Source organism: Streptomyces sp. NPDC054813, from assembly GCF_053611365.1.
Map to the genome: position 1 here is coordinate 55,891 of NZ_JBSHAF010000017.1, position 24,495 is coordinate 80,385.

29 protein-coding genes and 1 pseudogene are annotated in these 24,495 nt (G+C 70.0%); 23 read left to right on the plus strand and 7 right to left on the minus strand.

Going from position 1 to position 24,495, the window contains the following annotated elements; all coding sequences use genetic code 11:
• Positions 1–112: 112 nt before the first annotated feature.
• From ACWGJB_RS30570 to ACWGJB_RS30580, 3 genes are all read left to right on the plus strand, one after another.
• Positions 113–952, plus strand: coding sequence for a sulfurtransferase (locus tag ACWGJB_RS30570; RefSeq protein ID WP_453383283.1), 840 nt, complete (start codon positions 113–115; stop codon positions 950–952).
• A 63-nt stretch (positions 953–1,015) separates the two neighbouring features.
• Positions 1,016–1,303 carry a DUF1416 domain-containing protein gene (locus ACWGJB_RS30575; RefSeq protein WP_453383284.1) on the plus strand — a complete coding sequence of 96 codons (288 nt, stop codon included), beginning with the start codon at positions 1,016–1,018 and terminating at the stop codon, positions 1,301–1,303.
• Between the two features lie 89 nt (positions 1,304–1,392).
• Positions 1,393–1,656, plus strand: a complete 264-nt coding sequence (locus ACWGJB_RS30580) for a DUF3099 domain-containing protein (protein ID WP_351708939.1) — start codon at positions 1,393–1,395, stop codon at positions 1,654–1,656.
• Positions 1,657–1,739: 83 nt separating this feature from the next.
• On the opposite strand, the pseudogene ACWGJB_RS30585 reads toward ACWGJB_RS30580, so the two are convergent.
• Positions 1,740–2,204 (minus strand): annotated as a pseudogene (locus ACWGJB_RS30585) (NmrA family transcriptional regulator); the annotation flags it as partial.
• On the opposite strand from ACWGJB_RS30585, the gene ACWGJB_RS30590 reads away from it, so the two are divergent.
• Positions 2,085–2,492 (plus strand): winged helix-turn-helix transcriptional regulator, encoded by a 408-nt coding sequence (locus ACWGJB_RS30590; protein ID WP_453383452.1) that lies wholly within the window; start codon positions 2,085–2,087, stop codon positions 2,490–2,492. The pseudogene ACWGJB_RS30585 and the gene ACWGJB_RS30590 overlap by 120 nt on opposite strands.
• Positions 2,493–2,515: 23 nt before the next feature.
• On the opposite strand, the gene ACWGJB_RS30595 is transcribed toward ACWGJB_RS30590, so the two are convergent.
• Together ACWGJB_RS30595 and ACWGJB_RS30600 are read right to left on the minus strand one after the other, a co-directional pair.
• The gene (locus tag ACWGJB_RS30595; protein ID WP_046732507.1) at positions 2,516–2,878 is read right to left on the minus strand and encodes a DsrE family protein; all 363 of its coding nucleotides are present in this window, start codon (positions 2,876–2,878) and stop codon (positions 2,516–2,518) included.
• 23 nt (positions 2,879–2,901) lie between these two features.
• Positions 2,902–3,276, minus strand: a complete 375-nt coding sequence (locus ACWGJB_RS30600) for a hypothetical protein (protein WP_453383285.1) — start codon at positions 3,274–3,276, stop codon at positions 2,902–2,904.
• 176 nt (positions 3,277–3,452) lie between these two features.
• On the opposite strand from ACWGJB_RS30600, the gene ACWGJB_RS30605 reads away from it, so the two are divergent.
• Positions 3,453–4,295 (plus strand): helix-turn-helix domain-containing protein, encoded by an 843-nt coding sequence (locus ACWGJB_RS30605; protein WP_453383286.1) that lies wholly within the window; start codon positions 3,453–3,455, stop codon positions 4,293–4,295.
• On the plus strand, positions 4,277–4,549 hold the full coding sequence (locus tag ACWGJB_RS30610; RefSeq protein ID WP_453383287.1) for a DUF397 domain-containing protein: 273 nt from the start codon (positions 4,277–4,279) through the stop codon (positions 4,547–4,549). The genes ACWGJB_RS30605 and ACWGJB_RS30610 overlap by 19 nt, the downstream gene beginning before the upstream one ends.
• Here the strand turns inward: ACWGJB_RS30610 and ACWGJB_RS30615 are convergent.
• The gene (locus ACWGJB_RS30615) at positions 4,539–5,711 is read right to left on the minus strand and encodes a serine hydrolase domain-containing protein (RefSeq protein WP_453383288.1); all 1,173 of its coding nucleotides are present in this window, start codon (positions 5,709–5,711) and stop codon (positions 4,539–4,541) included. The genes ACWGJB_RS30610 and ACWGJB_RS30615 overlap by 11 nt on opposite strands.
• 10 nt (positions 5,712–5,721) lie before the next feature.
• Positions 5,722–6,690 (minus strand): LysR substrate-binding domain-containing protein, encoded by a 969-nt coding sequence (locus ACWGJB_RS30620; protein WP_453383453.1) that lies wholly within the window; start codon positions 6,688–6,690, stop codon positions 5,722–5,724.
• 98 nt (positions 6,691–6,788) lie between these two features.
• Between ACWGJB_RS30620 and ACWGJB_RS30625 the strand changes: the two genes are divergently transcribed.
• From ACWGJB_RS30625 to ygfZ, 11 genes are all read left to right on the plus strand, one after another.
• Positions 6,789–7,259, plus strand: a complete 471-nt coding sequence (locus tag ACWGJB_RS30625; protein WP_453383289.1) for a cupin domain-containing protein — start codon at positions 6,789–6,791, stop codon at positions 7,257–7,259.
• Positions 7,256–7,615: a DoxX family protein gene (locus tag ACWGJB_RS30630; RefSeq protein WP_453383290.1), complete on the plus strand. Its 360-nt coding sequence runs from the start codon at positions 7,256–7,258 to the stop codon at positions 7,613–7,615. Before ACWGJB_RS30625 ends, ACWGJB_RS30630 begins: the two co-directional genes overlap by 4 nt.
• A 164-nt stretch (positions 7,616–7,779) precedes the next feature.
• Positions 7,780–8,451, plus strand: coding sequence for a hypothetical protein (locus ACWGJB_RS30635; RefSeq protein WP_453383291.1), 672 nt, complete (start codon positions 7,780–7,782; stop codon positions 8,449–8,451).
• A complete protein-coding gene (locus ACWGJB_RS30640; RefSeq protein ID WP_453383292.1) occupies positions 8,448–9,323 on the plus strand; it encodes a hypothetical protein in 876 nt (291 codons plus the stop codon). Before ACWGJB_RS30635 ends, ACWGJB_RS30640 begins: the two co-directional genes overlap by 4 nt.
• A complete protein-coding gene (locus ACWGJB_RS30645) occupies positions 9,320–10,159 on the plus strand; it encodes a hypothetical protein (RefSeq protein ID WP_453383293.1) in 840 nt (279 codons plus the stop codon). Before ACWGJB_RS30640 ends, ACWGJB_RS30645 begins: the two co-directional genes overlap by 4 nt.
• A gap of 223 nt (positions 10,160–10,382) precedes the next feature.
• Complete coding sequence (locus ACWGJB_RS30650; RefSeq protein ID WP_453383294.1) at positions 10,383–10,958, plus strand: FABP family protein; 576 nt, start codon at positions 10,383–10,385, stop codon at positions 10,956–10,958.
• 340 nt (positions 10,959–11,298) lie between these two features.
• Positions 11,299–11,946, plus strand: coding sequence for a hypothetical protein (locus ACWGJB_RS30655; protein WP_453383295.1), 648 nt, complete (start codon positions 11,299–11,301; stop codon positions 11,944–11,946).
• A complete protein-coding gene (locus ACWGJB_RS30660; protein ID WP_453383296.1) occupies positions 11,939–13,540 on the plus strand; it encodes an N-6 DNA methylase in 1,602 nt (533 codons plus the stop codon). Before ACWGJB_RS30655 ends, ACWGJB_RS30660 begins: the two co-directional genes overlap by 8 nt.
• Positions 13,537–14,202 carry a restriction endonuclease subunit S gene (locus ACWGJB_RS30665; RefSeq protein WP_453383297.1) on the plus strand — a complete coding sequence of 222 codons (666 nt, stop codon included), beginning with the start codon at positions 13,537–13,539 and terminating at the stop codon, positions 14,200–14,202. Before ACWGJB_RS30660 ends, ACWGJB_RS30665 begins: the two co-directional genes overlap by 4 nt.
• Positions 14,203–14,225: 23 nt before the next feature.
• Positions 14,226–14,687, plus strand: coding sequence for a Fur family transcriptional regulator (locus ACWGJB_RS30670; protein WP_453383298.1), 462 nt, complete (start codon positions 14,226–14,228; stop codon positions 14,685–14,687).
• Positions 14,688–14,697: 10 nt separating this feature from the next.
• On the plus strand, positions 14,698–15,663 hold the full coding sequence (gene ygfZ, locus ACWGJB_RS30675) for a CAF17-like 4Fe-4S cluster assembly/insertion protein YgfZ (RefSeq protein ID WP_453383299.1): 966 nt from the start codon (positions 14,698–14,700) through the stop codon (positions 15,661–15,663).
• Positions 15,664–16,002: 339 nt separating this feature from the next.
• Here ygfZ and dtd read toward each other — a convergent pair whose 3' ends face one another.
• Positions 16,003–16,428, minus strand: a complete 426-nt coding sequence (dtd, locus tag ACWGJB_RS30680; RefSeq protein WP_453383300.1) for a D-aminoacyl-tRNA deacylase — start codon at positions 16,426–16,428, stop codon at positions 16,003–16,005.
• A gap of 158 nt (positions 16,429–16,586) precedes the next feature.
• On the opposite strand from dtd, the gene ACWGJB_RS30685 reads away from it, so the two are divergent.
• The 3 genes from ACWGJB_RS30685 (at position 16,587) to ACWGJB_RS30695 (ending at position 19,830) form a co-directional block, all read left to right on the plus strand.
• Positions 16,587–17,180 carry an RsiG family protein gene (locus tag ACWGJB_RS30685; protein ID WP_453383301.1) on the plus strand — a complete coding sequence of 198 codons (594 nt, stop codon included), beginning with the start codon at positions 16,587–16,589 and terminating at the stop codon, positions 17,178–17,180.
• Between the two features lie 127 nt (positions 17,181–17,307).
• Positions 17,308–18,552, plus strand: coding sequence for a GNAT family N-acetyltransferase (locus ACWGJB_RS30690; RefSeq protein WP_453383302.1), 1,245 nt, complete (start codon positions 17,308–17,310; stop codon positions 18,550–18,552).
• 363 nt (positions 18,553–18,915) lie between these two features.
• A complete protein-coding gene (locus ACWGJB_RS30695) occupies positions 18,916–19,830 on the plus strand; it encodes a winged helix-turn-helix domain-containing protein (protein WP_453383303.1) in 915 nt (304 codons plus the stop codon).
• An 18-nt stretch (positions 19,831–19,848) separates the two neighbouring features.
• Here ACWGJB_RS30695 and ACWGJB_RS30700 read toward each other — a convergent pair whose 3' ends face one another.
• Positions 19,849–20,040: a hypothetical protein gene (locus tag ACWGJB_RS30700; RefSeq protein ID WP_360496857.1), complete on the minus strand. Its 192-nt coding sequence runs from the start codon at positions 20,038–20,040 to the stop codon at positions 19,849–19,851.
• 143 nt (positions 20,041–20,183) lie between these two features.
• Here ACWGJB_RS30700 and ACWGJB_RS30705 point away from each other — a divergent pair, with 143 nt between their 5' ends.
• The 3 genes from ACWGJB_RS30705 to ACWGJB_RS30715 all read left to right on the plus strand — a co-directional run bounded on the left by ACWGJB_RS30705 (position 20,184) and on the right by ACWGJB_RS30715 (position 24,437).
• Entirely contained in the window at positions 20,184–21,053 is an 870-nt protein-coding gene (locus ACWGJB_RS30705) for a FadR/GntR family transcriptional regulator (protein ID WP_453383304.1), read from the plus strand.
• Positions 21,054–21,082: 29 nt separating this feature from the next.
• Complete coding sequence (locus ACWGJB_RS30710) at positions 21,083–21,793, plus strand: HAD family hydrolase (protein WP_453383305.1); 711 nt, start codon at positions 21,083–21,085, stop codon at positions 21,791–21,793.
• Positions 21,794–22,217: 424 nt separating this feature from the next.
• A complete protein-coding gene (locus tag ACWGJB_RS30715; RefSeq protein ID WP_453383306.1) occupies positions 22,218–24,437 on the plus strand; it encodes a phosphotransferase in 2,220 nt (739 codons plus the stop codon).
• Positions 24,438–24,495 lie beyond the last annotated feature (58 nt).

Consider the following 24,495-nt stretch of genomic DNA (forward strand, 5'->3'; position numbering starts at 1 on the left):
CCGCTGCCTCCGCATCCCCCCTGCCCTCCCATGCCGAGGGCATCCGTGCGCGCCTGCGCGCACCCACCCGCACTCGCACGCCCCGCCGCATCTGCCCCGGAGGAGAAAGAGCATGAGCCGCAGCGACGTCCTGGTCGACGCCGACTGGGTCCAGGACAACCTGGACAACGCCGACATCGCGATCGTGGAGGTGGACGAGGACACGTCCGCCTACGAGAAGAACCACATCCGAGGCGCGATCCGCATCGACTGGACCAAGGACCTTCAGGACCCGGTCCGCCGCGACTTCATCGACCAGGAGGGCTTCGAGAAGCTCCTGTCGGCGAAGGGCATCGCCAACGACACGCTGGTGATCCTGTACGGCGGCAACAACAACTGGTTCGCGTCCTACGCCTACTGGTACTTCAAGCTCTACGGCCACGACAACGTCAAGCTCCTCGACGGCGGCCGCAAGAAGTGGGAGCTGGACGCCCGCGAGCTGGTCGAGGAGGTCCCGGACCGTACCGAGACCACCTACACGGCCAAGCCGCAGAACACCGCGATCCGCGCCTTCCGCGACGACGTCGTGGCGGCCATCGGCTCGCAGAACCTCGTCGACGTCCGTTCCCCCGACGAGTTCTCCGGCAAGCTGCTCGCCCCGGCCCACCTGCCGCAGGAGCAGTCGCAGCGCCCGGGCCACGTCCCGTCCGCGCGGAACATCCCGTGGTCGAAGAACGCCAACGACGACGGCACCTTCAAGTCGGACGACGAGCTCAAGGAGCTCTACGCCGAGGAGCAGGTGGACCTCGCCAAGGACACCATCGCCTACTGCCGTATCGGCGAGCGCTCGGCCCTGACCTGGTTCGTCCTGCACGAGCTGCTCGGTGTCGAGAACGTCAAGAACTACGACGGCTCCTGGACCGAGTACGGCAGCCTCGTCGGCGTCCCGATCGAGCTCGGCGCCAACAAGTAGGACCCCGCAAGACCCCCGGCAAGTGCCCAGACCGACCTTTCAAGACCTCAACAGGAGTAAGACATGTGTGGAGCGAAGGCCGGCGGCCCGGACAGCTCGACGATCAAGCCCGGTGAGACCACGATCCAGGGTCAGGTGACGAAGGACGGCGAGCCCGTGGTCGGCTACGTCCGCCTCCTCGACTCGACCGGCGAGTTCACCGCGGAGGTCCCGACCTCCGCCACCGGACAGTTCCGCTTCTACGCGGCGGAGGGCACCTGGACCGTCCGAGCCCTCGTCCCCGGCGCCACCGCCGACCGCACGGTCGTCGCCCAGCAGGGCGGCCTGGCCGAGGTCGCGATCGCGGTCTGACCAGCTGGAAGCAAGGGCCGCACCTCCCGGGTCGAAGACCCGAGGCGCGGCCCTTCGCCGTGTCCGCACACCGGACCTACCCTTGACTCATGCTGGCCCGGCGGCGTCGCGTTTACTTCGTCATGATGGGGATCTGTATCGGTCTCTTCGTCCTGGCTTGGGGAGTCGTGCGCATCTGGTCCGTCCCCGCCGCCGTGGGGATGTGCGTGGTGGCCATGGTCATCCCGCCTGTCGCCGCGATGGTCGCGAACCGCCGGGGCCCTGACGACCGCTGGTGGGACGACCCCTCCGGCGACCCCAAGTCCGACGAGTGGTGGGACGAGCTGGACGGGAAGAAGCGCCCCCGGCCCTGACGCCCGACGTGCCCGCCTCCTGCCGTGCCCGCCTCCTGCCGTGCCCGCCTCCTGCCGTGGCCGGCTTCTGCCGTCCCCGGCTTCTATCGGAACGCTTCGACGTTGCGCAGGGCCCACGTGGCGAAGGTCCGGGGCGGACGGCCGAGCACTCCCTCGATGTCCGGGCTGAGCCGCAGCTCGCCCGCGTTGGGCTCGCCGAGGACGGCCAGCGTCGTCGCCACCACCGGCTCCGGCATGAACGCGGCCATCCGGGCGTGCGCCGCGGCCCGGGTCAGCTCCACGAACCGCACCGGCTCGCCGAGTGCCGCGCCGATGGCCGCCGCCTGCTCCCGGGGCGTGACGGCCGCCGGACCGTTCAACTCATAGACCCGGCCGGTGTGTTCGTCCTTGCGCAGGGCCACCGCGGCGACCTCCGCGAGGTCCGCCGGATCGACCACCGGGATCCCGACGTCACCGAACGGCGCGGCGACCGTCCGTTCGGCGCGCACCGACTCCGCCCAGGCGTAGGCGTTGGACGCGAAACCGCCGGCCCTGAGGATCGTCCACTCTGGTGCCTGCACACCTTCGGCCGCCAGCGGTTCGTCCAGCTGGAGCGCCGTATCAAGGGCATCACGCCGAAGGTGCTCACCCAGCGGCTGCGCCAGCTGGAGCGCGACGGCCTGGCCGTGCGCACCTACCACCCCGAGGTGCCGCCGCGCGTCGAGTACGAGATCAGCGACCTCGGCACCACCCTCGCCCCGCTCTTCGCCCACCTCGCCGACTGGGCCGGCACCCACCTCGACGACGTCGAGACGGCCCGGCAGCGCTACGACGAGGCGGGATCCCCGCGCCCCTGAAGCGCGGTTCCAGAAGCGCGGTACTAGTAGACGAGCGCCTGCGTCCCCTCCGCCATCGCCTCCTGCACGAAGACCTGCGCACCCGCGATCCGTACGCCCTCGATGACGTCCTTCTCCGTGATGTCCCGGCGGGCCGCGCACTGCGTACAGAGCGTGAGCGTGCCGCCCGCCAGGATCGAGTCGACCAGGTCCGGCAGTGGAGCGGCATGCGGCAACTCGAACTCGGCGGCCCGCCCCGGCAGCGCGAACCACGCGGACTCGCCGGTCAGCCACATCGACACCTCGACGCCGCTGGCGACGGCCACCGCCGCCACCGTGAACGCCTGCGAGCACCGCTCCGGGGCGTCCGCCCCGGCCGTCACCTTGATCACGAGCTTCTTCGCCATGTGTGCAGCGTAATCGGGTCGCGTCAGGGCTGGTGCTCCGCGCGCTGGTGCTGGCGCAGCAGCACGTTCGCGTCGGTGGCCGCGCTGTGGTCGTACGCGACCAGCGCGGCCCCTCTTCGATCGCAGAGGTCCGCGCACTCGGCGCAGCCGGGGACGGGCCGGGGTGGTCGGCACAGGTCGTCGGGGGACGGCGGTACGGCCCACGTACTGCGGTCGTTCGCCGCGCGTACGCCGGCACTGAGCCGCTCTCTGTCAGTAGCGGGGCGTAGCGTCGCCGGGTCGGCCTGCCACTCCCTGCCGCCGCCGACGGGACGCAGCATCGCGTACGGCCCCGACTGGTCCCGGTACTCGCCGACCTGGTCGGTGGCGGTGTCGTAGAACAGGGTTCCGGGCTCCATGGCATTTGCTCCTTTCGTCCAACATCTATACGAAATGCGTGAGTTGGACTACTCTGGGTATCGAGGCTGCTACGAGCATGGCCCGGAGGTGGCGTCGGCACGCCGATGGCGAGCGGTTCTTCCCCGTCTGGCGGCGCTAATTCCACAAATTCCATGGCGTACCGGGGAGGGGTGCGGTGCCGCAGAGGCGCGTGGTGACGGGGCGTAGTCAGGAGCCCAGGCAACGGTTCGCGGAGGAGCTGCGGTTGTTGAGGGCGGAGAAGGGGGTGAGCTTACGGGAGCTGGCCGAGCGGGTGGGCTGGGATCCGTCCACCTTCGGGAAGATGGAGAGCGGGCGGAGCCTGGGGAGCCCGGAGGTCGTGGAGGCGCTGGACCAGTTCTACGGGACGTCGAGGCTGTTGCTCACCCTGTGGGAACTGGCGGTTGGGGATCCGTCGCAGTTCAAGGAACAGTATCGGCGATACATGTCGTTAGAGGCCGAGGCGGTGAGCCTGTGGCAATACTCCGTGAGTAGGCCCCCAGGGTTGCTTCAGACGGGCGGGTACGCACGCGAGGCGCTAACGGCTGGTGGTCTGATGGACGAAGAACTGGACCAGCAGGTCGAGGCACGAATCGGGCGTCGAGGTGTGTTGGAGGGGCCAGACGCACCGCACTTCCGAGTCATCCTCTTCGAGGCGGTGCTGCGCAACTCGCTTCGCGATCCACGAGATTGGCGCGTGCAACTGGAGTACCTGGCGGAGGCTGCGGGGCGCCCGAACATCACCCTTCACGTGCTGCCGTTCGGTACCGGCCTGCATGGCTTGGACAGCACCGACACCATGTTCCTCCGGCTGTCGGACGGCCGTACCGTTGCGTACGCCGAAAACGACGTACGGGGCGAACTCATCGAAGAATCCAGCAAGGTTGAGCGCCTGCACCGCACATATGATGACGTACGTGACCTGGCTCTGACGCCTGCAGAGTCGCGGACGTTCATCTTGCGGATGTTGGAGGAAGTGCCGTGCGAGCCATCGAGCTGAGCAACATGACGTGGCGCAAGAGCAGCTACAGCAACTCCGACGGCGGCAACTGCATCGAGGTCTCCGACGACCTCCTCCGTACCGCCCACTGGCGCAAGAGCAGCTACAGCAACTCGGACGGCGGCCAATGCCTCGAAGTGGCCGCCGGTCTCCCCTCCCTCGTCCCCGTCCGTGACAGCAAGGCCCCCTCCCGCGGCGCCCTCCTCTTCGGGGCCTCCGCCTGGTCGGCTTTCGTCGACGGAGTCAAGCACTGACGTTCGTCGGCCGGCCGTCGCACAACGCGTGGTCGATCAGCGTGCTCGCCGCGTTCTCCTGGGCCAGGATGTGGGCCGGGGTGTCGCCGCGTGCCTCGGACATGGAGACCACCGCGCTGCGCCTGCCGTCCTCGGTGACGCCGTTGAGGGTGATGTAGCCGCCGTCCCCGCCCTCATGGCTCCAGTAGCTTCCGCCGCAGCTCAGGGGGCGTTCGACGAGGCCGAGCCCGTATCGGCCGCCGGGCCACAGCTGTTGGACCTCGGCGTTCACGGGGACCGTCCGCTTCATCTCGGCCAGTTGGCGTGCCGGGAGGAGGCGGCCCGCGAGCAGCGCGCGGAGCAGGCGGTTCTCGTCGCGGGTGGTCGTGACCCAGGAGAGGTTCTCGGGGTCCACCGGGATCTGGTCGGTGACGTCCACCCGGGAACCGGGGCCGAAGTACTGGTAGGCCTGGGCGTGCGGCCGGGGCAGCGTGGGCGAGGTGCCCAGCCAGCGGGTCCGGTCGAGGCCGAGCGGGCGCAGGACGCGGTCCTCGATCTCCTGGTGGGCGGGGTGGCCGGTGGCCTTCTGGATGATCAGGGCGAGCAGGACGTATCCGGTGTTGGAGTACGCCCAGCCCCTGCCGGGCGGGAAGTCCGGCGCGTGGGCCATGGCGCGGGCGACGAGTTGCCCGGGGTCGTAGACGTCGTGGCGCTGCTGGTAGTACTCCTCCGGCGTGGTGTATCCGGGCAGGTCGTCGTGGATGCCGCTGGTGTGCTGGAGCAGCTGGCGGACGGTGATCCGGCGGCCGTCGTTGCCGTTCCCCCAGACGACTCCCGGCAGCCAGTGGTCGACCGTGTCGTCCAGGGACAGCCCGCCCTCGGCCTCCAGCTGGAGAACCACGGTGGCGACCAGCGTCTTGGCCGTGCTGGCCATACGGAAGGAGCCGTCGGCGGCGACGGGGCGGCCGGTGTCCAGGTCGGCGGTGCCGCTGGTGGCGACCGACTGCCGGCCGTCGGGCGCGATCACGCGGGCCTGCACACCGCTGACGCCGAGGGCGTGGATCGCGTCGGTGTCCCGCTGTAACCGCCCCACCGGGGAGGCGCCGGCGGTGGTCGTCGCGGTGGAGAGCAGAGCGGCGACACCGAGCGCCATGGCGAGGTACTTGCGCGGAGTCGAAATCATGACTGAAACGCTAGGTTTGCCCCTCCTGGGGCGCGATCCGGTCCGCCCCAGGATCGGGGTGGGGGATATCCCCCCGGTCGCGGTCGCGGTCGCGGTCGCGGTCGCGGTCGCGGTCGCGGTCATGGTCGCGGTCGCGATAGGCATCGATCGCCACCCCCACGAACGGCCGGAGCAACGGATTGGTGTCTCCCTCGGCCCACGCCACCACCACCCGGCTCGGCTCCATGTCCGCGACCGGCACCGTCACGAGGCCGGCGCCCGGCTCGTGGTCGGTCGTCGTCATGCCCACCGTGCCGTTCCACAGCACCGCCTGCCGGCACTCCTGGATCGCCCGCACCACCGGCCCCTCCCGCACCGCCCCGCCGTTCCAGTACGACTGCCAGCGGCCGTCCGTGCCCGCCGGGAACCGGAACCACTGCCGGTCGGCGAGGTCGGCCAGCGTCAGGCTCTCCCGGCGGGCCAGCGGATCGTCGGCGCGGAGCAGCGCGCCCACCGGGTCGGCCCGCAACTCCCGTACCACCAGGCCGGTTTCGTCGAAGGGCGCGCGAGTCAGGGCGATGTCCACGAGCCCGGCGTGCAGCCCGCAGGTGGGGTCGGTGAGGTCGGTCTCGCGGATCCGGATCCCGACGCCGGGGTGGCGTTCGCGGTAGGCGCGGGCCAGCCGGCGCACGCCGGGATCCGTGCTGTCGCCGAGGAGGCCGACGGTGAGGGTGGTGGCACCCGCCGCCGTGGCGACTCGCACGCGCAGCCTGTCGGCCTGGTCGAGAAGCGCCCGGGCCTCGTCGAGGAGCACGGCTCCGACGGGGGTGAGCGCGACACCGGCCGAGGACCGCTCGAAGAGCGCCGCGCCGATCTCGCCCTCCAGCCCCTTGATCGCACGGCTCAGTGGGGGCTGGCTCATATGGAGCCGGGTGGCTGCCCGGCCGAAGTGGAGTTCCTCGGCGACGGCCACGAAGTAGCGCAGCGTCCGTAGTTCGATCCGCTCCATACGCTCCATGCAGCAACGATACCGATCGGGTATCGAGGCGGCGGAACAGGTCTTGGACAGCCGTACCGCCCCGGCCGTCGAATCGAAGCATGACGACCCACTACCACCACGAACCCGCCGTATCCGTCGTCGGCCCGGACGACGGCGAGGTGCTCGTCCTCGGCACCACCCGGATGCGCGTCCTGGAGGACGGCCGTACCACCGGCCACCGGCTCGGCATCGCCGAGTCCGTGCTCGCGCCGCACACCCCCGGCCCGCCGCAGCACCGGCACGCCGGGCACGACGAGGGCTTCTACGTCATCTCCGGCTCCGTGCGGTTCACGGTCGGGGAGGACGACCACGACGCCACCGCGGGCACCCTGGTGATGGTGCCGCCCGGCGCCCCGCACACCTTCGCCAACGTCACCGACGAACCGGCGGTCATGCTCAGCACGTTCACGCCCGATCTGTACGTGCAGTACTTCCGGGAACTGCGGGACCTGTTCGCGACCGGAGAAGCGCCGACCCCGCGGGCGAACGTCGAGGTGATGAGCCGTTACGCCACCGAGCCCGCCTCATGAGCGTCGCGTACTGGATCGTCGCCGGACTGCTCGCCCTCTTCTACCTCTACGCGGGCGGGCTGAAGGTCGTACGGAGCCGGGAGCGGCTGCGGCCGATGATGGCGTGGGTGGACGGCGTGCCGATGCCTGCCGTGCGGGCGATCGGGACCGTCGAACTGCTCGGCGCGCTCGGCCTGCTGGTCCCGCGGCTGACCGGCGTCGCGACCTGGCTGGCCGTGGCCGCCGCGACCGGGTTCGTCGTCCTCCAACTCGGCGCGATCACGGTGCACGTGCGGATGGGGGATCGTCAGGTCGCCCTCAACGGCACGCTGCTGCTCGCGGCGGCGGTGACCAGCTGGCTCGCGGCGGTGTCCTGATCGTGATTAATCGTTGTACAACTCATTGAGTTGACCATGAGTCTCCTGTGGCGCGCGGATCAAGGAATCCGCGCTTCCGTCTCCACAGGGGGGATTCGTTGGACGCGCCAGACACACCACCTGAAAGACCGAGAAGACGCCGTCGTACCGGCGTACTGATCGCCGTGCTCGGCGTCGTGGCCGGCACCTGCGCCGGCTACCTGGTCCAGGCCGACCGCGAGCCCACCGCCCTGCCGCCGCTCTCGCAGCCGTCCGTCGGGCAGGCGCAGGGCGCGGCCCCCGAGCCGCTGTCGGCCGCCCAGGACCGGCAGGTCAAGGTCGACGGCGACCTGCGCAAGCTGCTGCTGAGCAGGCCGAGCGGGGCACGCGAGTCGCGGTACCCGGTGGGCAGCGACGGGTGGATGGACGCGAGTACGCTCGCGGAGACGTACAAGTACCCGGCCACTGCCTTCCACGACCTGGTCGGCAAGAAGGAGTTCCGCCGGGCGGCCGTCACCGAATGGCGGGAGAACGGCGACCTCAACGTCGAGATCCGGCTGGTCCAGTACCGCCAGGAGGAGACGGGCACGGAGGCCGCCGACGCGGCGGGCAACGCGTACTACTTCGCCGAACCGGCCGACGACTACGACACCGACAGCTGGCCGATCCCCGGCACGGGCGACGGCAGGGCGTACGTCCACGGAAAGCCCTACACCTCCTACGGCGTGAGCCAGTACTCCGCCGAGGCGCACGCGTGGCGCGGCGACATCGCCATGGAGCTCTGGATCAACGACACGAAGCCGATCCCGAAGACGAAGGTGCTGGATCTGGCGAAGCGGCAGATGGAGCGGCTGTGACCGAGAACCCGGAAACGTCCGTGAGTCCCGAGCCGGAGGCCACGCCCGCCGCCGCCCCGACGTCCGCCGAGCCGAGCGCCGGTGCCGTGGGCGTCGCCGAGCCGAGTGCCGTGGAGCCCGCGCACGCGGAGACGCGGCCGCCTGACCGTCGTCGTATCGCTGTCGTCGCCGGTGTCGGTGTCCTGGTCGCCGCGGTGCTGGCCGGGGCCACCTGCACCGTCGTCGCCGTCCAGGGTGCCGATCGCGACCCCGGTGCTCCCGTCTGGAGCATGCCGAAGGCCGCCAAGGACAGCAAGGCGGCCGGCACCGGCGGCCTCCAGGGGATGCTGCTGCCGTACGACACCGGCACGTACGGGCGGGGCCCGGACATCGCCGAGTTCGGGTCGGACGTCGCGCTGTCCGGCAAGCAGGCGACCCTGCTGCGCGAGGAGTCGATCAAGGACCTGCCGCGTTCGCAGCGGCAGGCGCTGGAGCGGCAGCTCGACCGGAACCCGGTCAAGGGCATGGCGATGCGCAGCTACTTGAACGCGTCCGGGGTACCCGGCTACGAGTACACGATGGAGATCGTGCTGGCGCGGATGGGGAACCGGCGGACGGTCCGTTCCATGGCGACCGTCCAGAAGGAGATCCTCGACGCGCTGAAGGTGTTCCGGAAGGGTCCGGAGATCAAGGGGTACAAGGACTCGACCTCCTGCTTCCTGCCGCCGACGGACGCGGACGAGAAGATCGACACGATGTTCTGCACCGGCTACGTGGGCGACGTCGCGGTCACCGCCACGGCGACCGCGGCCAAGCCGCTGGACAAGGAGAGCGCGGCCGGCATGCTCCGCGCACAGCTCGACCGCATCAAGGAGCCGGGGGCGTCGGTATGACCACGGACACGAATCAGCCGGAGGTCTCCGACGACCTCGACGACCTCGATGACCTCGGCGAACTCGACGAGTTCTCGTCCCCGCCCCCGAAGAAGGACCGTCGCGGGGTGCGGGCAGCGCTCCGCTGGGTCTTCGCGGTCGTCGGGGCCGGTACGGCCTACGGCGTCACCCGGGTCGACCGCACCGACGTACCCGGGCTCGGCACGCACTCCGACGGGCGCTGGACGTACCCCACCCTCGTGCGGCCGCCGCTGCCGTCCGGGAAGCCGGGGCCGAACGACGATGCCCGTAACCCGGCCGGCAGCCACTTCGCCGACCTGCGGAAGCTGGTCCTCCCCGCGCCGGCCGATGCCACCGCCGACGCGGCGCTCAGGGGAACGGACGGCTGGCTGCCGACCAGGACGTTCGTCGCGGAGTTCACCGCGCCCGACGCGCTGCGCCAGAAGCTCGTCGACACCGGCCTGCGGCACATCGCCGCACGCGGCTGGACCACCCCCGACGGCACGCACACCCGGATCTACCTCCTCCAGTTCGACACGGCCGCCGTCGCGGAGGAGCTGTTCAGCCACCAGTTCATGAGTTACTCGTCGCCGGTCTACGCACTGCGCGACGGCGACCAGTACGAACTCGACCAGACGTTTCCGGACAGGGCCCGGAGCGACGACATCCTGATGGCGCCGTACACGGAGCTGAAGCCGTACGGCGGCGAGCAGGTCCGGCAGGCCTACCTGGCCACCGGGGACACCGTCGGCGTGATCGTCCAGTCCCGGAAGGGCGCCGCGCTCGCCGTCCCCTTCGAGCAGACGGTCACCCTGCAGAGCGAGCTGCTGGCCTGAGCCCACGGGGGCGCACCTCGCCAAGAGCCCCGGGCCCCGGCCGCGTAAGCTGGGGCCCGGCTCTTGTACGTACGCCCACCCCCGCTCAAGGAGCACCCGTGGAGATCTTCTTCGAAACCCTGCTGGTCCTGGTCTGCGTCGGCGTCATCGCCTTCGCCGGACTGACCGTGAAGAAGCTTTACCAGGGCCAGCGCTGATCCTCTCCGTCTAGGAAACCGCCGTCATGATCGAGATTCCGTCCGACCTGCACAAGGACCTGGTTCCGCTCGCCTTCCTGCTGGGCAAGTGGGCCGGTGCGGGCGTCCACGACTTCCCGGGCTCGGAGAAGTGCAACTTCGGCCAGGAGGCCACTTTCAGCCACGACGGGCGTGACTTCCTGGAGTACCACTCCCAGACCTGGGTGCTGGACAACGAGGGGAACAAGGTCCGCCCGCTGGAGACCGAGCACGGCTTCTGGCGCATCGACGCCAACCGCAGGGTCGAGGTCACGATGACCCGCGACGACGGTGTGATCGAGATCTGGTACGGCGAGATGGCCGACAAGAAGCCCCAGATCGACCTGGTCACGGACGCCGTGGCCCGCACCGCCGCCTCCGCCCCGTACAGCGGTGGCAAGCGCCTGTACGGCTACGTCAAGAGCGACCTGATGTGGGTGGGGGAGAAGCAGACCCCCGAGGTCGAGCTGCGCCCGTACATGTCCGCGCACCTGAAGAAGGTCGTCACCCCGGAGGAGGTCGAGCGCTGGGCCAAGGCCCTGCCCGCCGATATGCCGGACGACGGCATCGCCTTCTTCAAGTAGGCGCGCCTAGCGAGGACGACAGCAGACAGGCCCCACGGATGCCCGTGGGGCCTGTTTCAGAACTCGGTAGGGGTTAACGGATTCAAGTGCACTGCAATGCGCTTGCGATGTCAGAGTACTACCGGCTATCGTAGAGACCAACGCACGGAACCCCGACCGCACTTGGACTGCGGTCGGGGTTCCGAAAAGCCGTGCCCTGGGTGGCATGCAAGCAGAGGCGGCCCAGAACGTTCGCTGCCCAATGTAGCACAGTCAGTCGTTTCCGTGAGGAGTAATCGTCCCGGGCATCCGTGTGCCCAGAAGTGAGGGGGAAACAGTGGTCGACGGGATGCCCGGGTGGATGAAGCGGTTCCTCTCCGAGCCGCGTATGAAGCCGTACCTGCGTGCGGCCGGCGGAGACCCGCAGGCCGCGATGCGGTTGTACCGCTGGAACGTCGAGGCCTCCGAGGCCTTGTACGTCCCGCTGCACTATGCCGAACTCGCTGTCCGCAACGCCCTCCACGACCGTCTGGTCCTCACCCATGGGAGAGCGGACTGGTGGACGGTGGCACCGCTGGACGCGCGAGGGAAGGACCTCGTCGCCAAGGCGCGCGCCAAGTGCGAGCGGAGCGAGGAGCAGCGGGCGCAGGAGCGGCGGCGGCCGAAGCGACCCCTCACCGTGGACGATGTCGTCACGGAGCTCAACTTCGGTTTCTGGGCGACCCTTCTTGTGAAGCGCTACGACCGGACCTTCTGGAGGACCAGCCTCTACAAGGCGTTCCCCTACTACTCCGGCCCGCGCGCCGCGCTCTCCGACGACCTGTGGCGTGTGGTCCGCCTGCGCAACCGGGTCATGCACCATGAGCCCATCCACCAGGAGGACCTCGTCGGCGACCATGTCAGGATCTACCAGGTCCTGGAGGCTCTCGATCCGGACCTGACGAAGGGGGTCCGGGCAACGGACCGGTTCCCGTCCGTGCTGGCGCGCAAGGAGGATGTTCTTGAGTGACTTCGGCGAGGTGCTGGTCTCACGCTCGGACATCGCCCGGCTGGCCGGAGTGCGGCGCCCGGCTGTCACCAACTGGCAGCGCAGGCACTCCGACTTTCCGGCGCCCGTGCCGGCGGAGGCCGGGAGCGCGGAGCCGGAGGCGTTCCGGGCCCGGGAGGTTCTGGACTGGCTCGCCGACCGGGCGATCCCGTCCAACGCCCTGGAGCCCCGCGAGCCCGCGGGAACGACGTACGGCGACCGCTTCCGGGCCGGCCTGCGCGGCGACGGCGGTCGGTCGGGCAGCTTGCTGGCGGCGGTGGACCAGCTCGCGAAGCGGGATGCCGACCGGCTGCGCGGCCAGTGGCGCATGTCCGGCTACCTCTATCTGCTGCTGTTCCTCGTCTTCGTGCAGGGCCGGGACGGGCATCGGTGGTCGGACTACGTCCGAGACCCCCGGCGGCTCTTGATCGACCTGGACGTGCGCGTGCCGGACGAGCCGTCCCATGTGCACGAGATCATCCGGTTCATCGACAGCAACCCTCCGGCCTCGCCCGACGAGAGCAGACAGGCCTTCGAGCGCCTTCTCGGGCAGCTGCGGGACAGCGACGCCAGGGAGGCCGACGAGTACTACACACCGCCCTCGGTCAGCCGCGTGATGGCACGGTCCCTCGTCGGCCACGGGCCTGCGGCGAGGCGGTTGTACGACCCCTTTTGCCGTTCTGGCGAGCTACTGTGCGCCTACCTGGAAGCGGTCTCCGAACAGGGCGGCAAACAGCCGGCGGACATCAGTGGCCGTGGGCCGGGGGAAATGGCGCAGCGGCTCGCCCGGATGAACCTCGAACTCCATGGCATCGAGCGGCCTCGGATCCTTGAGGGGCCCCGGGCGCCCGCACAGGAGCCTGGCGATTTCGGCGGTCTGTCGGGTTCGTTCGACGCGGTGATCACCAATCCGCCTTTCGGGAGCTGGGGCCCGTGGCCGCAGTCCCCACCCACGTACTGGCGATACGGAATGACGCGCTCCAGGGAGTTCGACTGGCTCCAGTACGTGGCCTCGTGCCTCGCTCCCGGGGGCCGGGCCGCCGTTCTCATGCCAGCCGGCGCGGGGTTCCGTGGCAGTGCCGAACGGGAGACGCGGGCCCGGATGGTCGAGGACGGTGTGATTGAGTGCGTCATGGCGCTGCCGCCCCAGTTGTTCGAGCTGACCGCGATCCAGACACACGTCTGGTTCCTGCGCTCCTCGCTCGGACACCCGGAGAAGGTCCTCTTCGTGGACGGCACCGGCCTCGGCAGCATGGCCTCCCGGACTCGGCGTGCGCTGTCGGACGCGGACACTGACCGGTTCGTGCAGGCTTATGTGTCCTGGCGCGACGCGGGGCACCCCGGTACTCCGGGATTCAGCAGAGCGGCGGGACCCGAGGAGGTCGCGGCCCAGGACTACCGGCTGGAACCGGCGCTCTACGTGCGGGACGGTCTTCCGTCGGCGGGCACCGCCGACGATCCGGCCGTGGCGAGGGACCGGCTGGCAAAACTGTCCGAAGCGCTCGACAGGCTGCATGAGCAGGCGAGGACCATCGACCGTGACGCGGAACTGCGGCTGAGGAGGTACGGCCTGTGACCGATGTGAGCACGGGCCCGGGCTCGGTACCGCTGCCCGCGGGCTGGCGGCGCCTCCCCCTGAAGGAACTCTGTTCCCTCCAGGTGGGACCGGCCGTCAAGGGAGAGGAACGCACCGACGCGGACGACGGTGTGCCGATGGTGCTGCCCAGGGACGTCGTCCACCAGCGGATCACGCCGGCCGACAGCGTCGGTGTGATCCGGGACAAGGCCCGCGCCCTGGTGAAGTACCGGCTCGCGGAGGGGGACGTGGTCGTCATCCGGACCGGTACTGTCGGCCGGTGTGCCTTGGTGACACGCGAGCAGGACGGCTGGCTGTACCACGCGAACCTGGTCCGGCTCCGGCTCCGGGAGCTCGATCTCTCCCTGGCGGCATACCTGGCCGGGTACCTGAGCGCGGGGCTCGCGCAGAGCTGGATCCATACCCGGTCGGCCAGCGCCGTGATCCCGTCACTGAGCACTCGCGAGCTGGGAGAGCTGCCGGTGTTCCTTCCGCCGTCACCTGAACAGAAGGCCATCGGCGACACCCTGGCCGCGCTCGACGAGAAGGTGAGGGTGCACACGGACATCGCCCGTGCCACGGGCGAGTACCGGGCGCTGCTCGCCGACCTCCTGATGACCGGGGCGTTGTCCCCGCCCGACGAAGGCCGGCCGGTGACTTGAGCCGTCGGCTCTAGACTGGGTTTGTGGTGAGCACCGACTGGAAGAGCGACCTAAGGCAGCGCGGCTACCGGCTGACGCCGCAGCGGCAACTCGTGCTCGAAGCCGTGGACACCCTTGAGCACGCGACCCCCGACGCCATCCTCGGTGAGGTGAGGAAGACCGCGTCGGGGGTCAACATCTCCACGGTGTACCGGACCCTGGAGCTCCTGGAGGAGCTGGGGCTGGTCAGCCATGCCCATCTCGGGCACGGGGCGCCGACGTACCACCTCGCCGACCGGCACCATCACATCCACCTGGTCTGCCGCGACTGCGAGAACGTGATCGAGGCGGATGTGACGGTCGCCGCGGAGTTCACCGCCAAGCTGCGGCGGGAGTTCGGCTTCGAGACCGACATGAAGCACTTCGCGATCTTCGGCCGCTGCCAGGACTGCGCACGCAAGAGAACCAAGGGCGCAGCCGTCCAGACTTCAATTACCGAGTCGTAGGCTTACTCATATGAAGAGCCCCCTGCTGACCCTGCCCGGCGCCGTGCCCGCCGAGGGCGTGGACGAAGGCGTCGCCGCCCACTACGGCGATTTGTTCCGCGAGCAGCGCGCCCTCGCCGACGGCGCCGGATTCGTGGACCTCTCGCACCGTGGTGTCGTCACCGTCACCGGCGAGGACCGGCTCGGCTGGCTGCACCTCCTGCTCACCCAGCACGTCAGCGAGCTGCCCGTCGGCGAGGCCACCGAGGCGCTGGTCCTCTCCGCGCACGGCCACATCGAGCATGCGCTGTACCTGGTCGACGACGGCACGACGGTCTGGGCCCATGTGGAGCCCGGCACCGCGGAGGCGCTGATCGCCTACCTGGAGTCGATGAAGTTCTTCTACCGGGTGGAAGTCGCGGACCGGACCGGCGAGTTCGCCGTCGTGCACCTCCCGGCCGGCTCGATCGCCGAACCCCCGGACGGTGCCGTCGTACGCGAGACGGCGTACGGCCGTGATCTCTTCCTGCCCCGCGCGGACCTGGAGTCGTACGCGGAGAAGGCGGGCCCGGCGGCCGGCCTCCTCGCCTACGAGGCCCTCCGGGTGGAGAACCACCGCCCCCGTCTCGGCTTCGAGACCGACCACCGCACCATCCCGCACGAGCTGGGCTGGATCGGCACCGCGGTGCATCTGCAGAAGGGCTGCTACCGGGGCCAGGAGACCGTGGCCCGGGTCCAGAACCTCGGCAAGCCGCCGCGCCGCCTGGTCTTCCTGCACCTGGACGGCAGCGACGTGCACCTGCCGCCGCCCGGCACGGAGATCCGGCTGGCCGACGACGGCGAGGACGGCCGCAGGATCGGCGTCGTGACGACGTCGGCACGCCACCACGAACTGGGTCCGGTGGCCCTGGCGCTGGTCAAGCGCAACGTCCCGGTGGACGCCCGGCTGATCGCGGGAGACACGGCCGCGGCACAGGAAGTGATCGTCGAACCGTAAGGCGGACGGCAAGCCGGACCGTGAGCGGCCGGGACCCCCGGGAATCCCCTGCATCCCCGGGGATTCCCGCAAGCGCCCTGCGGGATATGCCGTTGACACTCCAGAAGTGGCAACGGACAGCGGCTTATTGAACACGGCGTGCACGTGTTCGACCCGACCGGCGCAGACCCCCGCACCGGCGCCCGGCCGGCCCGCCAGACCCTCGCGGAGCTGCGCGAACGCGGCCGTCGGGCCCCCGGGCCCCCGGCCGGATCGGCGACGAGGCCCGCTGCGAGGTACTGACCGGGACCCGCCGGGCCCTGTACGACTTCGCCCCGGCCCGCGACTGCCGGGAACCGCTCACATCTCCAGCAGAACGGTGAACGGCCCGTCGTTGGTCAGCGACACCCGCATCTGCGCCCCGAAACGCCCGGTGGCCACGGTCGCCCCCAGAGCCCGCAACTGCGCCACGACCTCCTCGACCAGCGGCTCGGCCACCTCGCCCGGCGCCGCCGCGTTCCACGTCGGCCGCCGCCCCTTGCGCGCATCGCCGTACAGCGTGAACTGGCTGATCACCAGCAGCGGCGCGTCGATGTCACTGCATGACTTCTCGTCGGCCAGCATCCGGATCGACCAGAGTTTCCGGGCCAGTTGGGCCGCCTTCTCCTTGGTGTCGTCGTGGGTCACACCCACGAGCACACACAGCCCCTCGCCCTCGATCGCGCCGACCGTCTCGCCGTCCACGACGACATCGGCGCCGTCCACCCGCTGAACCACAGCTCGCATGCGGACCATCATGCCCGGTGCCCCGGCGGCCCCCGCAGGGGGTCCATTATTGATCCTTACCCTCACATCTAGGGCCGTTCGGGGGCACTCAGTCACATTGCGGCCACTTGGGGTGGCACCATGCTTCCACACGCCGGTCGAGGGGACGGTAGAGGCATATGAGCACACCGAGTACCGGGCGACTGAAGGTGCAGGGCACGCAGAGCGCGCAGAGCCTGCCCCGGCCGCCCGCACAGCGCGGCGAGGGCATCGCCCTGCCCGCGGAGCCGCCCGAGCACGACCTGACCCGCCTGAGCCTGCCCGAACTGCGCGTCCTGCGCCGGGACGCGCAACGCGACGAGGCCGACCTCAGCTATGTACGACGGCTGCTCCAGGGCCGTATCGACATCCTCCGGGCGGAACTGGCCCGCCGCTCCCCGACGGGCGCGGCCGCCGTCGTGGACCGCCTCCCGGAGATCCTGACCGACGCCCCGGCCCGCCACCGCTCCTCGGCCCGCCACGTCACCCTGGGCACCCCGCACAACGAGGAGTACGACCGGCTGGCCGCCGACATGCTGGCAGAGGTGGAACTCTCCGACCTCCAGGCCCGCACGGACACCGAACTGACGACGGCGATGGGCCGCCTGGTCCGCTACGAGCAGGAGGTGTCGAGACGACGACAGCGCCTGCAACGGACGGCCGACGATTCGAGCGGGGAGATCACCAGGCGCTACCGGGAGGGCGAAGCGCAGGTGGACGATCTACTGACGTAGGGCTCGATTCCGGGGGCGCGGGGCTGTATCGATGCCCGGCCACCGCCGCGTGGGCGCGCCGGCCTCCACCTGCGGGCGGCCGAAAATTCAATCGGCACCACCCCGATCGAACACCTACCGTGCTGTCATGACCGACGCCGTCGAAATCCGCCCCGTAACCGAACCCGAGCTGGAGGACTGGCACCGGGCCCTGAATACCGGCTTCCTGCAACCGCCCACCCTCACGGCCGACCAACTCGACGCCCGCCGAAAGCAATTCGTACCGGGCCGACTCCTCGGCGCCTTCGACGGCTCCCGCTGCGTGGCGACGTTCCGCTCCTTCGACCAGGAGCTCACCACCGTCGGCGGCGCGACCGTCCCCGCCGACGCCATCTCCAACGTCACGGTCACCGCCACCCACCGCCGCCGCGGCCTGCTCACCCGCATGATGAGCCAGGACCTCGCCGCGGCGAAGGAGCGCGGAGACGTGGTCGCGACCCTGATCGCCGCCGAGTACCCGATCTACGGCCGCTACGGCTTCGGCCCGGCGACCACGTTGACGGAGTGGACGGTCGAGGTCGGGCGCACCGGTCTGGACCCCCGCTGGTCGGCCCCCGAGGACGGCGGCCGGATCGACCTCCTCGACGTCGAGGACGTCCGCAAGCTCGGTCCCGAACTGCACGAGCGGGTCCGCCGCAGCACGCCCGGCGCGGTCAGTCGCAGCGAGCTGTGGTGGCAGCTGCGCACCGGTGCGGTCCGCGTCGAAACCGACTGGAAGGAGCCGTTCCACGCGGCCTACCGGTCGGCGGGCGGCGAGGTCGAGGGGCTGGTGGCGTACGAGGTGGACGACACCTGGCACGGCAAGCAGCCGGACGAGACGGCCACCGTGAAGTGGCTGCTCGGCGCCACGCCCGCGGCCGAGCGTGCCCTGTGGCACTACCTGTGCTCGGTCGACTGGATCACCAAGGTGAAGAGCGGCTGGCGGTCGCCGGACGACCTGCTGCCGCACTACCTCCCCGACCCGCGCGCCGCCCGGATCACCTCTCAGGCGGACTGGCTGTGGGTGCGGATCCTGGACGTCGTACGGGCCCTGGAGGCGCGGACGTACGACACGGCGGGGTCGCTGGTCCTTGAGGTGGCGGACCGGCAGGGGCTGGCCGGCGGCCGGTTCCGGCTGGACACCTCCCCCGAGCAGGCGTCCTGCGTCCCGACCACCGACGCCCCCGAACTCACCCTCGACATCGCCGATCTGGCGAGCGTCTGGCTCGGTGACCAGTCCGTGGCGCGGCTGCACGCGCTCGGCCGGGTCCAGGAAGCGCGAGTGGGCGCCGCCCGGAAGGCCGACGCCCTGCTGCGCACGTCCGGGCGTCCTTGGTGCCCGGACATCTTCTGAGACGGTCTCCTTCCGTTCGGCGACGGTGCCTGAATCACCTTGTTCACTTGTTCAGCTGTGCTCATCCGTAGCGAGCCGTTCGAGGTGTGAAGTTGTGGCTGTGCCGGTCTGCCGGTGTTCAGTTGTCGGTGTTCAGTTGTGACTGTGCTCAGGTGCGGTGCGCTGGTCGTGCATCTCGGCGGCTGCCCTGGTTGACCGGGCTCCCGGCTCCCCTCCGGAAGGGAACCCTGTCGGCCAACCACCGGGAAAGTGTGACCATGTTGCAGAAGTTGGTGGCCAACTCCACTGTACTTATCTCCGCTTGGGAGCGACTCATAACCACCTTCCCGTGAACTGCCGAAAGATGGCGGGAAGTTGTACTGTTTGTCCGTGGACCCTGAACACGTCTCCGCCAGTGGACGGGAGAGGTCGCAGCGGCCTCAGACGTCACACCACGCGGTGGCCGACGTGCTGCGCACCCGGATCAGGTCAGGGGTGCTGCGGCCGGGCCAGCGCATGCCCACCCAGGCCAAGCTGGCCGACGAGTTCGGCGTGGAGCGGGGGGCCGTACGGCAGGCACTGCGCATCCTGCAGTCGGAGCATCTGCTCACCAACGTGTCGAAGGGCGCGCCGGCGACGGTCGCCCCTGATCCGGGCCCGGTCCGGCTCGCCGTGGGCCCGGAGGCGCCGCCGCAGCCCACCATGGTGGCCCTCGCCTCCCGGATAGAGGCGGCCTTCGCGGCCCCGGAGGTGGAGATCGACGCGCTCTGTCTGACCTCGGTCTCCCTCAACCTCGCGCTCGGCGAGCCGCTGCGGCTCATCCATGCGGGGCGTCTGGAACCGGCCAAGATCGACGTGCGGGTGCTGCTGCCGAGCCGGAACATCGACCTCGCGTTCCCGACGGCGCTGGACGCCTCGGCCGAGGACGCGGTGCACAACCGCTGGCTGGCCCAGCGCAACGCCCAGGGTCAGGTGCTCCTGCACAACCTGCTGGCGCTGCGCGCCACGCACGGCATCGACGTCCGGGTCACCCTCCGGGCCCTGCCGTTCACCCCGCCGGTCAAGCTGTACCTGCTCAACGGGGTGGAGGCGCTGTTCGCGTACTACACGCTGGGGCGCCACGAGCGGGAGATCGGCCACGAGCACCTGCAGACGTACGACGCCGAGGGCACGCGGTCGATGCTCTTCGCGTTCGAGCAGGGCGCCGGCCTGCGGGACACCGCGTTCGTGGACCAGTCCAAGCGGTGGTTCGACGCCCTGTGGGAGACGATCAGTTCGGAGTTGCAGCTGACGGCCTAGCGCTCACCGGGCCGGTCCTCACAGTGCGGGACCGGTGATCAGCAGGGCGAGCAGGACCGCACCGACGGAGCTGACCGCAGGGCTCTTGGCCTTGATCCCCACGGTGAGCAACAGCAGACCGATAATGCCAGTGGCACCGTACTTCGACTGGACCATCTGTTCGAAGCCGACGACGAAGACGGCGGAGAAGAGAGCGAGAGCGGCGGGCATGTCGGTTCCCCCTTCGTCGGGAAGCAAAGCTTCCACCAACTTAATCAAGTTGGTAACCAACTATGATTAAGTTGTTCCCAGTTGGCTGTGACTTATAACCAATCTTCAAACAACTCCCGGTAGATGGAGCAGAGTTGTAGCGTTTGGTCGTGACCCAGGAGAACGTGGCAGTGAACGCCGGCAGCACACCTCAGGAGATCGCCGACGCCCTGCGGGAACGCATCCGCAAGGGCGACTTCAAGGTCGGCGACCGCCTGCCCACCCAGGCCGAGCTGGCCGAGGAGTTCGGCGTGGAGCGGGGTGCCGTACGCCAGGCCATGCGGGTGCTGCAGGACTACGGTCTCCTCGCCAACGTCACCAAGGGCAGCCCGCCGCGCGTCGCCGAACCGGCTGCCCGGCCCCTTGGCGAGCCCCAGCCGACAATGGTCGGCCTCGGCCCCCGTATGACGGAGGCGTTCACCGCCCCGCACGTCCGCATCGACGCCGCCTGCCTCACCGCCCAGAGCCTGCTCCCGGCGCTCGCCGAACCCCTGCGCCTGATCCACGAGGGCCGGATCCGCCCCGAGAGCATCGACGTCCGCGTCCTGCTCCCCGGCCGCGACATCAACCTCGCCTTCCCGGTCCCGGTCGAGGGCGACGACGACACCGTCCACAACCGCTGGCTCGGCATGCGCAACGCCCAGGGCCAGGTCCTCCAGTACAACCTCCAGGGACTGCGCTCCACCCATCAGATCGACGTGAACGTCACCTTCCGCGCCCTGCCCTTCACCCCGCCGGTCAAGCTCTACCTGCTCAACGGCGCGGAGGCACTGTTCGCGTACTACATGGTCACGCGCCGCGAGGAGCAGACCGAGTCCGGCATGCTCGACATGTACGACGCCGTGGGCTCCGAGTCCCTCCTCTTCTCCTTCGAGAAACGGGCCGGCCACCGCGATGCCGCGTTCGTGGAGCAATCGCAGAAGTGGTTCGACGCCCTCTGGGAAACCATCACCACGGACCTGACACTCTCCTAGTGACTTCTGATGCGACGCAGACTGAACTGGTGGCAACCAAGAGTGAGAACCCGGCCGAAGGGCTCACGGAACTGATCAGAAGTGCCCGTGTCGTGCTCTGGGACTTCGACGGCCCGATCTGCCGTCTGTTCGCGGGTCACTCGGCGGAGGACGTCGCCGTCGACCTGGTGCGGTGGCTGGAGAGCCGGGGCCTGCACGGCCTGGTCACGGACAACGAACGCGCCTCCCTCGACCCACAGGTTCTGCTGCGCGCCGTGGACCGCCGGCATCCTGGCAGCGACCTGGTAGCGGAGTTGGAGGAACGTCTCACCAAGGAGGAACTGAGGGCCACGTCGACGGCGATGCCGACGGCGTACGCGGACATCCTCATACAGACCTGGCGGGCGCGCGGCGTGCGCATGGCGGTGACCACCGACAACTCCCCCCGGGTGGTGCGCGCCTACCTCGACGGCCGCCGCCTCACCGCCTGCTTCGCCCCGCACGTCTACGGTCGCACCCAGGACCTGCACCGTCTCAAGCCCGACCCGCACTGCCTCAACCGCGCCCTCAGCGCGATGGGCGCCGCCCCCGACGCGGCCCTGATGATCGGCGACTCGCCCTCGGACTTCCAGGCGGCCCGGACGGCCGGCGTCCCGTTTCTCGGCTACGCGCGTAACGAGGAGAAAGCCAAGCTGTTGGTCGAGGCCGGGGCGAAGTGTGTCGTCGGCTCACTGGAGCCGTTGCTGGTGATGCTGCGCTAGGGGCGGCGGTCCGCACGCCGATCCCGGGCACGTGGACGACACGGTTTTCCGCCCTCTTGTGCCGCGGAGCTCGGCCGACCACCCAAGTCGGCCGCTCGATCGAGGAGTTCGGCGTCTCCCGCGACACCGTGCCGGTCTGGAACCTGCTTGGCTTCCAGTCGTAGCACCCCTGTGATCCGGAGGGGTCTCCGCTGCGCTAGAGTCCGAAACCGCCTGAGCAACCGCTCGGTCGCGTGCGTATGAGTGGATGGCCAAAAGAGCCAGCCCCGGACGACCGTGCCGACGGGCGACCATACAGCTGAGCGACCCTTCACCCGCCAGGGTTACTCCGCCGCCCCTCGACTCGTGTCGTGCGTCACCTGGCAATACGGTTTCCCTGCCCGATCCACGCGATACCGCGCGCGTACCACCCCCGGAGCGACCAGTGGGTGCACCGCCTGTCCCCCCTGTCGCCACCGGGAGAGACATCAGCAGGCCTCTGCCCGGCGACGAGTACGAGGCGTTCCTGGGACATGCCGCGGAACAGGGGCTGGCGAGCAGCGGCTTCCACAACCAGAACTACGTCCTCGCCCTGACGGAGCCGATGGCCCGGCGGCTGGGCCGGAAGTCCGGTGCCGCTGTGACCGTCCGGGTGCGCAGGACCGACGCCCTCTCGGTGGTGATCCGGACGTGGGACAACGAGGCGCTGATCCTGCGGGCGATCCAGGGGGTGCTGCCCAATGTGCCCGAGTGCCTCTTCGAGGGGAATCGGTTCACCATCCACAGCTTCGTGGCCGGAGTCCCGCTCTCCAGCGTCTGCGAGAACGACAAGCCCGTCGACGCCGCCCTGCTGAAGGACCTGGCGGGGCTGTTCGCCCAGATGACCCAGGTGCGCGGTACCGCGTTGCCGCCGCTGCCGTCGATGTGGCCCCGGAACCACACGGACAGCCAGGGTTTCCTGCGGACGCTGGCACGGATGGCGGACCTCCAGATCCGGCAGGCCAACGGGCCCGCGTACGGCTGGCTGTTCGCCGCCCTGGGCATTCCCGAGGAGGCCCTGCTCCGCTTCGCCGACCGGGTCCCCGCGCTGACCCGGCGCCCGTACAGCCTCCTCCACGCCGACCTGCACCGCGACAACCTGATCGTGTCGCAGGACGGCCGTACGCCCCTCACCTGCGTCGACTGGGAACTGGCCACCTTCGGTGACCCCCTGCACGACCTCGCGACCCATCTGGTGCGGATGCGGTATCCGTCCCACCAGTGGGACGAGGTCGTCGAGGCGTGGGTCGGCGGCATGCGGGCGGTGCGGCCCACCGCCACCCACGGGGTGCACAAGGACCTGCGCCACTACGTGGACTTCGAACGGGCCCAGTCCGTCTACCCGGACGTGATGCGGGCCGCGAAGTCCCTGGCGGAATCCTTCGACGAGAAGAACCTGCGGGAGGCGACGGCGGCCGTCCGCCGCGCGCTCGAGGCGGGCGCCGAGCCACTGCGGCTGCGCACGGTGCCGGGCGACCGGGAGATCGAGCGCGTCCTGTTCCGCTGGGCCGCCTCCACGCCCGCCTACGGAGCCGCCGGGCACGGCCGGACCGCCCACGTCATGGAATGGCGGCAGGACCGGCGGGTCCCCGAGCACCCCGACTTCCCGCACTCCGCGGTGCGTGCGGCCCTGTTCCTGGAGGGCACCGCACCGGCCCGCCAGGTGTTCAAGGGCACCGCGCACCTCAACTCGGTGATCCGGGTGCCGGGCATCGGCTTTCCCGTGGTGATCCGCCGTAAGGTGCCGCACGTCTGCCGTCGTGAGCGCAGCTACCTCAGTGAGCACGCGGTGCTGCGGGTGATCGAGCGCTCCGGCGCGGCCGTGGCCGCTCCCCGCGTCCTGGCGCTGGGGGAGAGCCACTCCCGCTATCACGTCGCGTATTCCCGGGACCGCTTCGCCATCCACACCTACGAAGGCCCGGGCGACGACACCGCCCGCACCCCCGACCACCCGGTGCACGGTCTCCGCCCGCAGGAGGCCGACGGGCTCGTCGACCAACTGGCCGCGCTCACCGGGGTCGACCACACCCAGCTCGACCCCGCCTCCGGCGAGCCCGACTTCTACCACTGGCTGACCGAGCAACTCGTCGCCCTGGTCGCCGGCCTCCCCAAGGAGTCCCAGCAACTGGCCCGTTTCGTGGGCCTCCCCGAGGCCGCCCGGCTGCGGGAGATCCTCGCCAGGCACCGCGTCAGCCGGCGTGCCCCGGCCCTGCTGCACGGCGACCTCAACCCCTGGAACCTGGTCCGCCGCGACGACCCGCTCGCGCTGACCATCATCGACTGGGAGATGGCCCTGGTCGGCGACCCGCTGTACGACCTGGTGCGGCACATGCACCTGACCCCGACCCGGCCGGAGATCCGGGACCGGATGTTCCGCCGCTGGGAGCGTGTGCTGGACGGCAGATTCACCGGCGACTGGCAGCGCGACTGGCGGGTGTACCGCTGGATCGAGATCGTCCGCTCCGCCTATGTCGATCTGGACCGGCTGGTCACTGGAGCGAGCCTGGACGCCCCCAACGTCCGCCGGGCCCTGGACTCGTACGCCATGACACTGGTGGCCGCCCAGGGCTCCCTGGGCCTGCCCGTACGGGCGGCGGCTCCGCATCTTGCTCGCGCTCTGGCCTAGCGGGAACATGAGTACGGCGAATACCCGTTTGCCCTCGGGCCTGTGGCGCCGGCCGGGC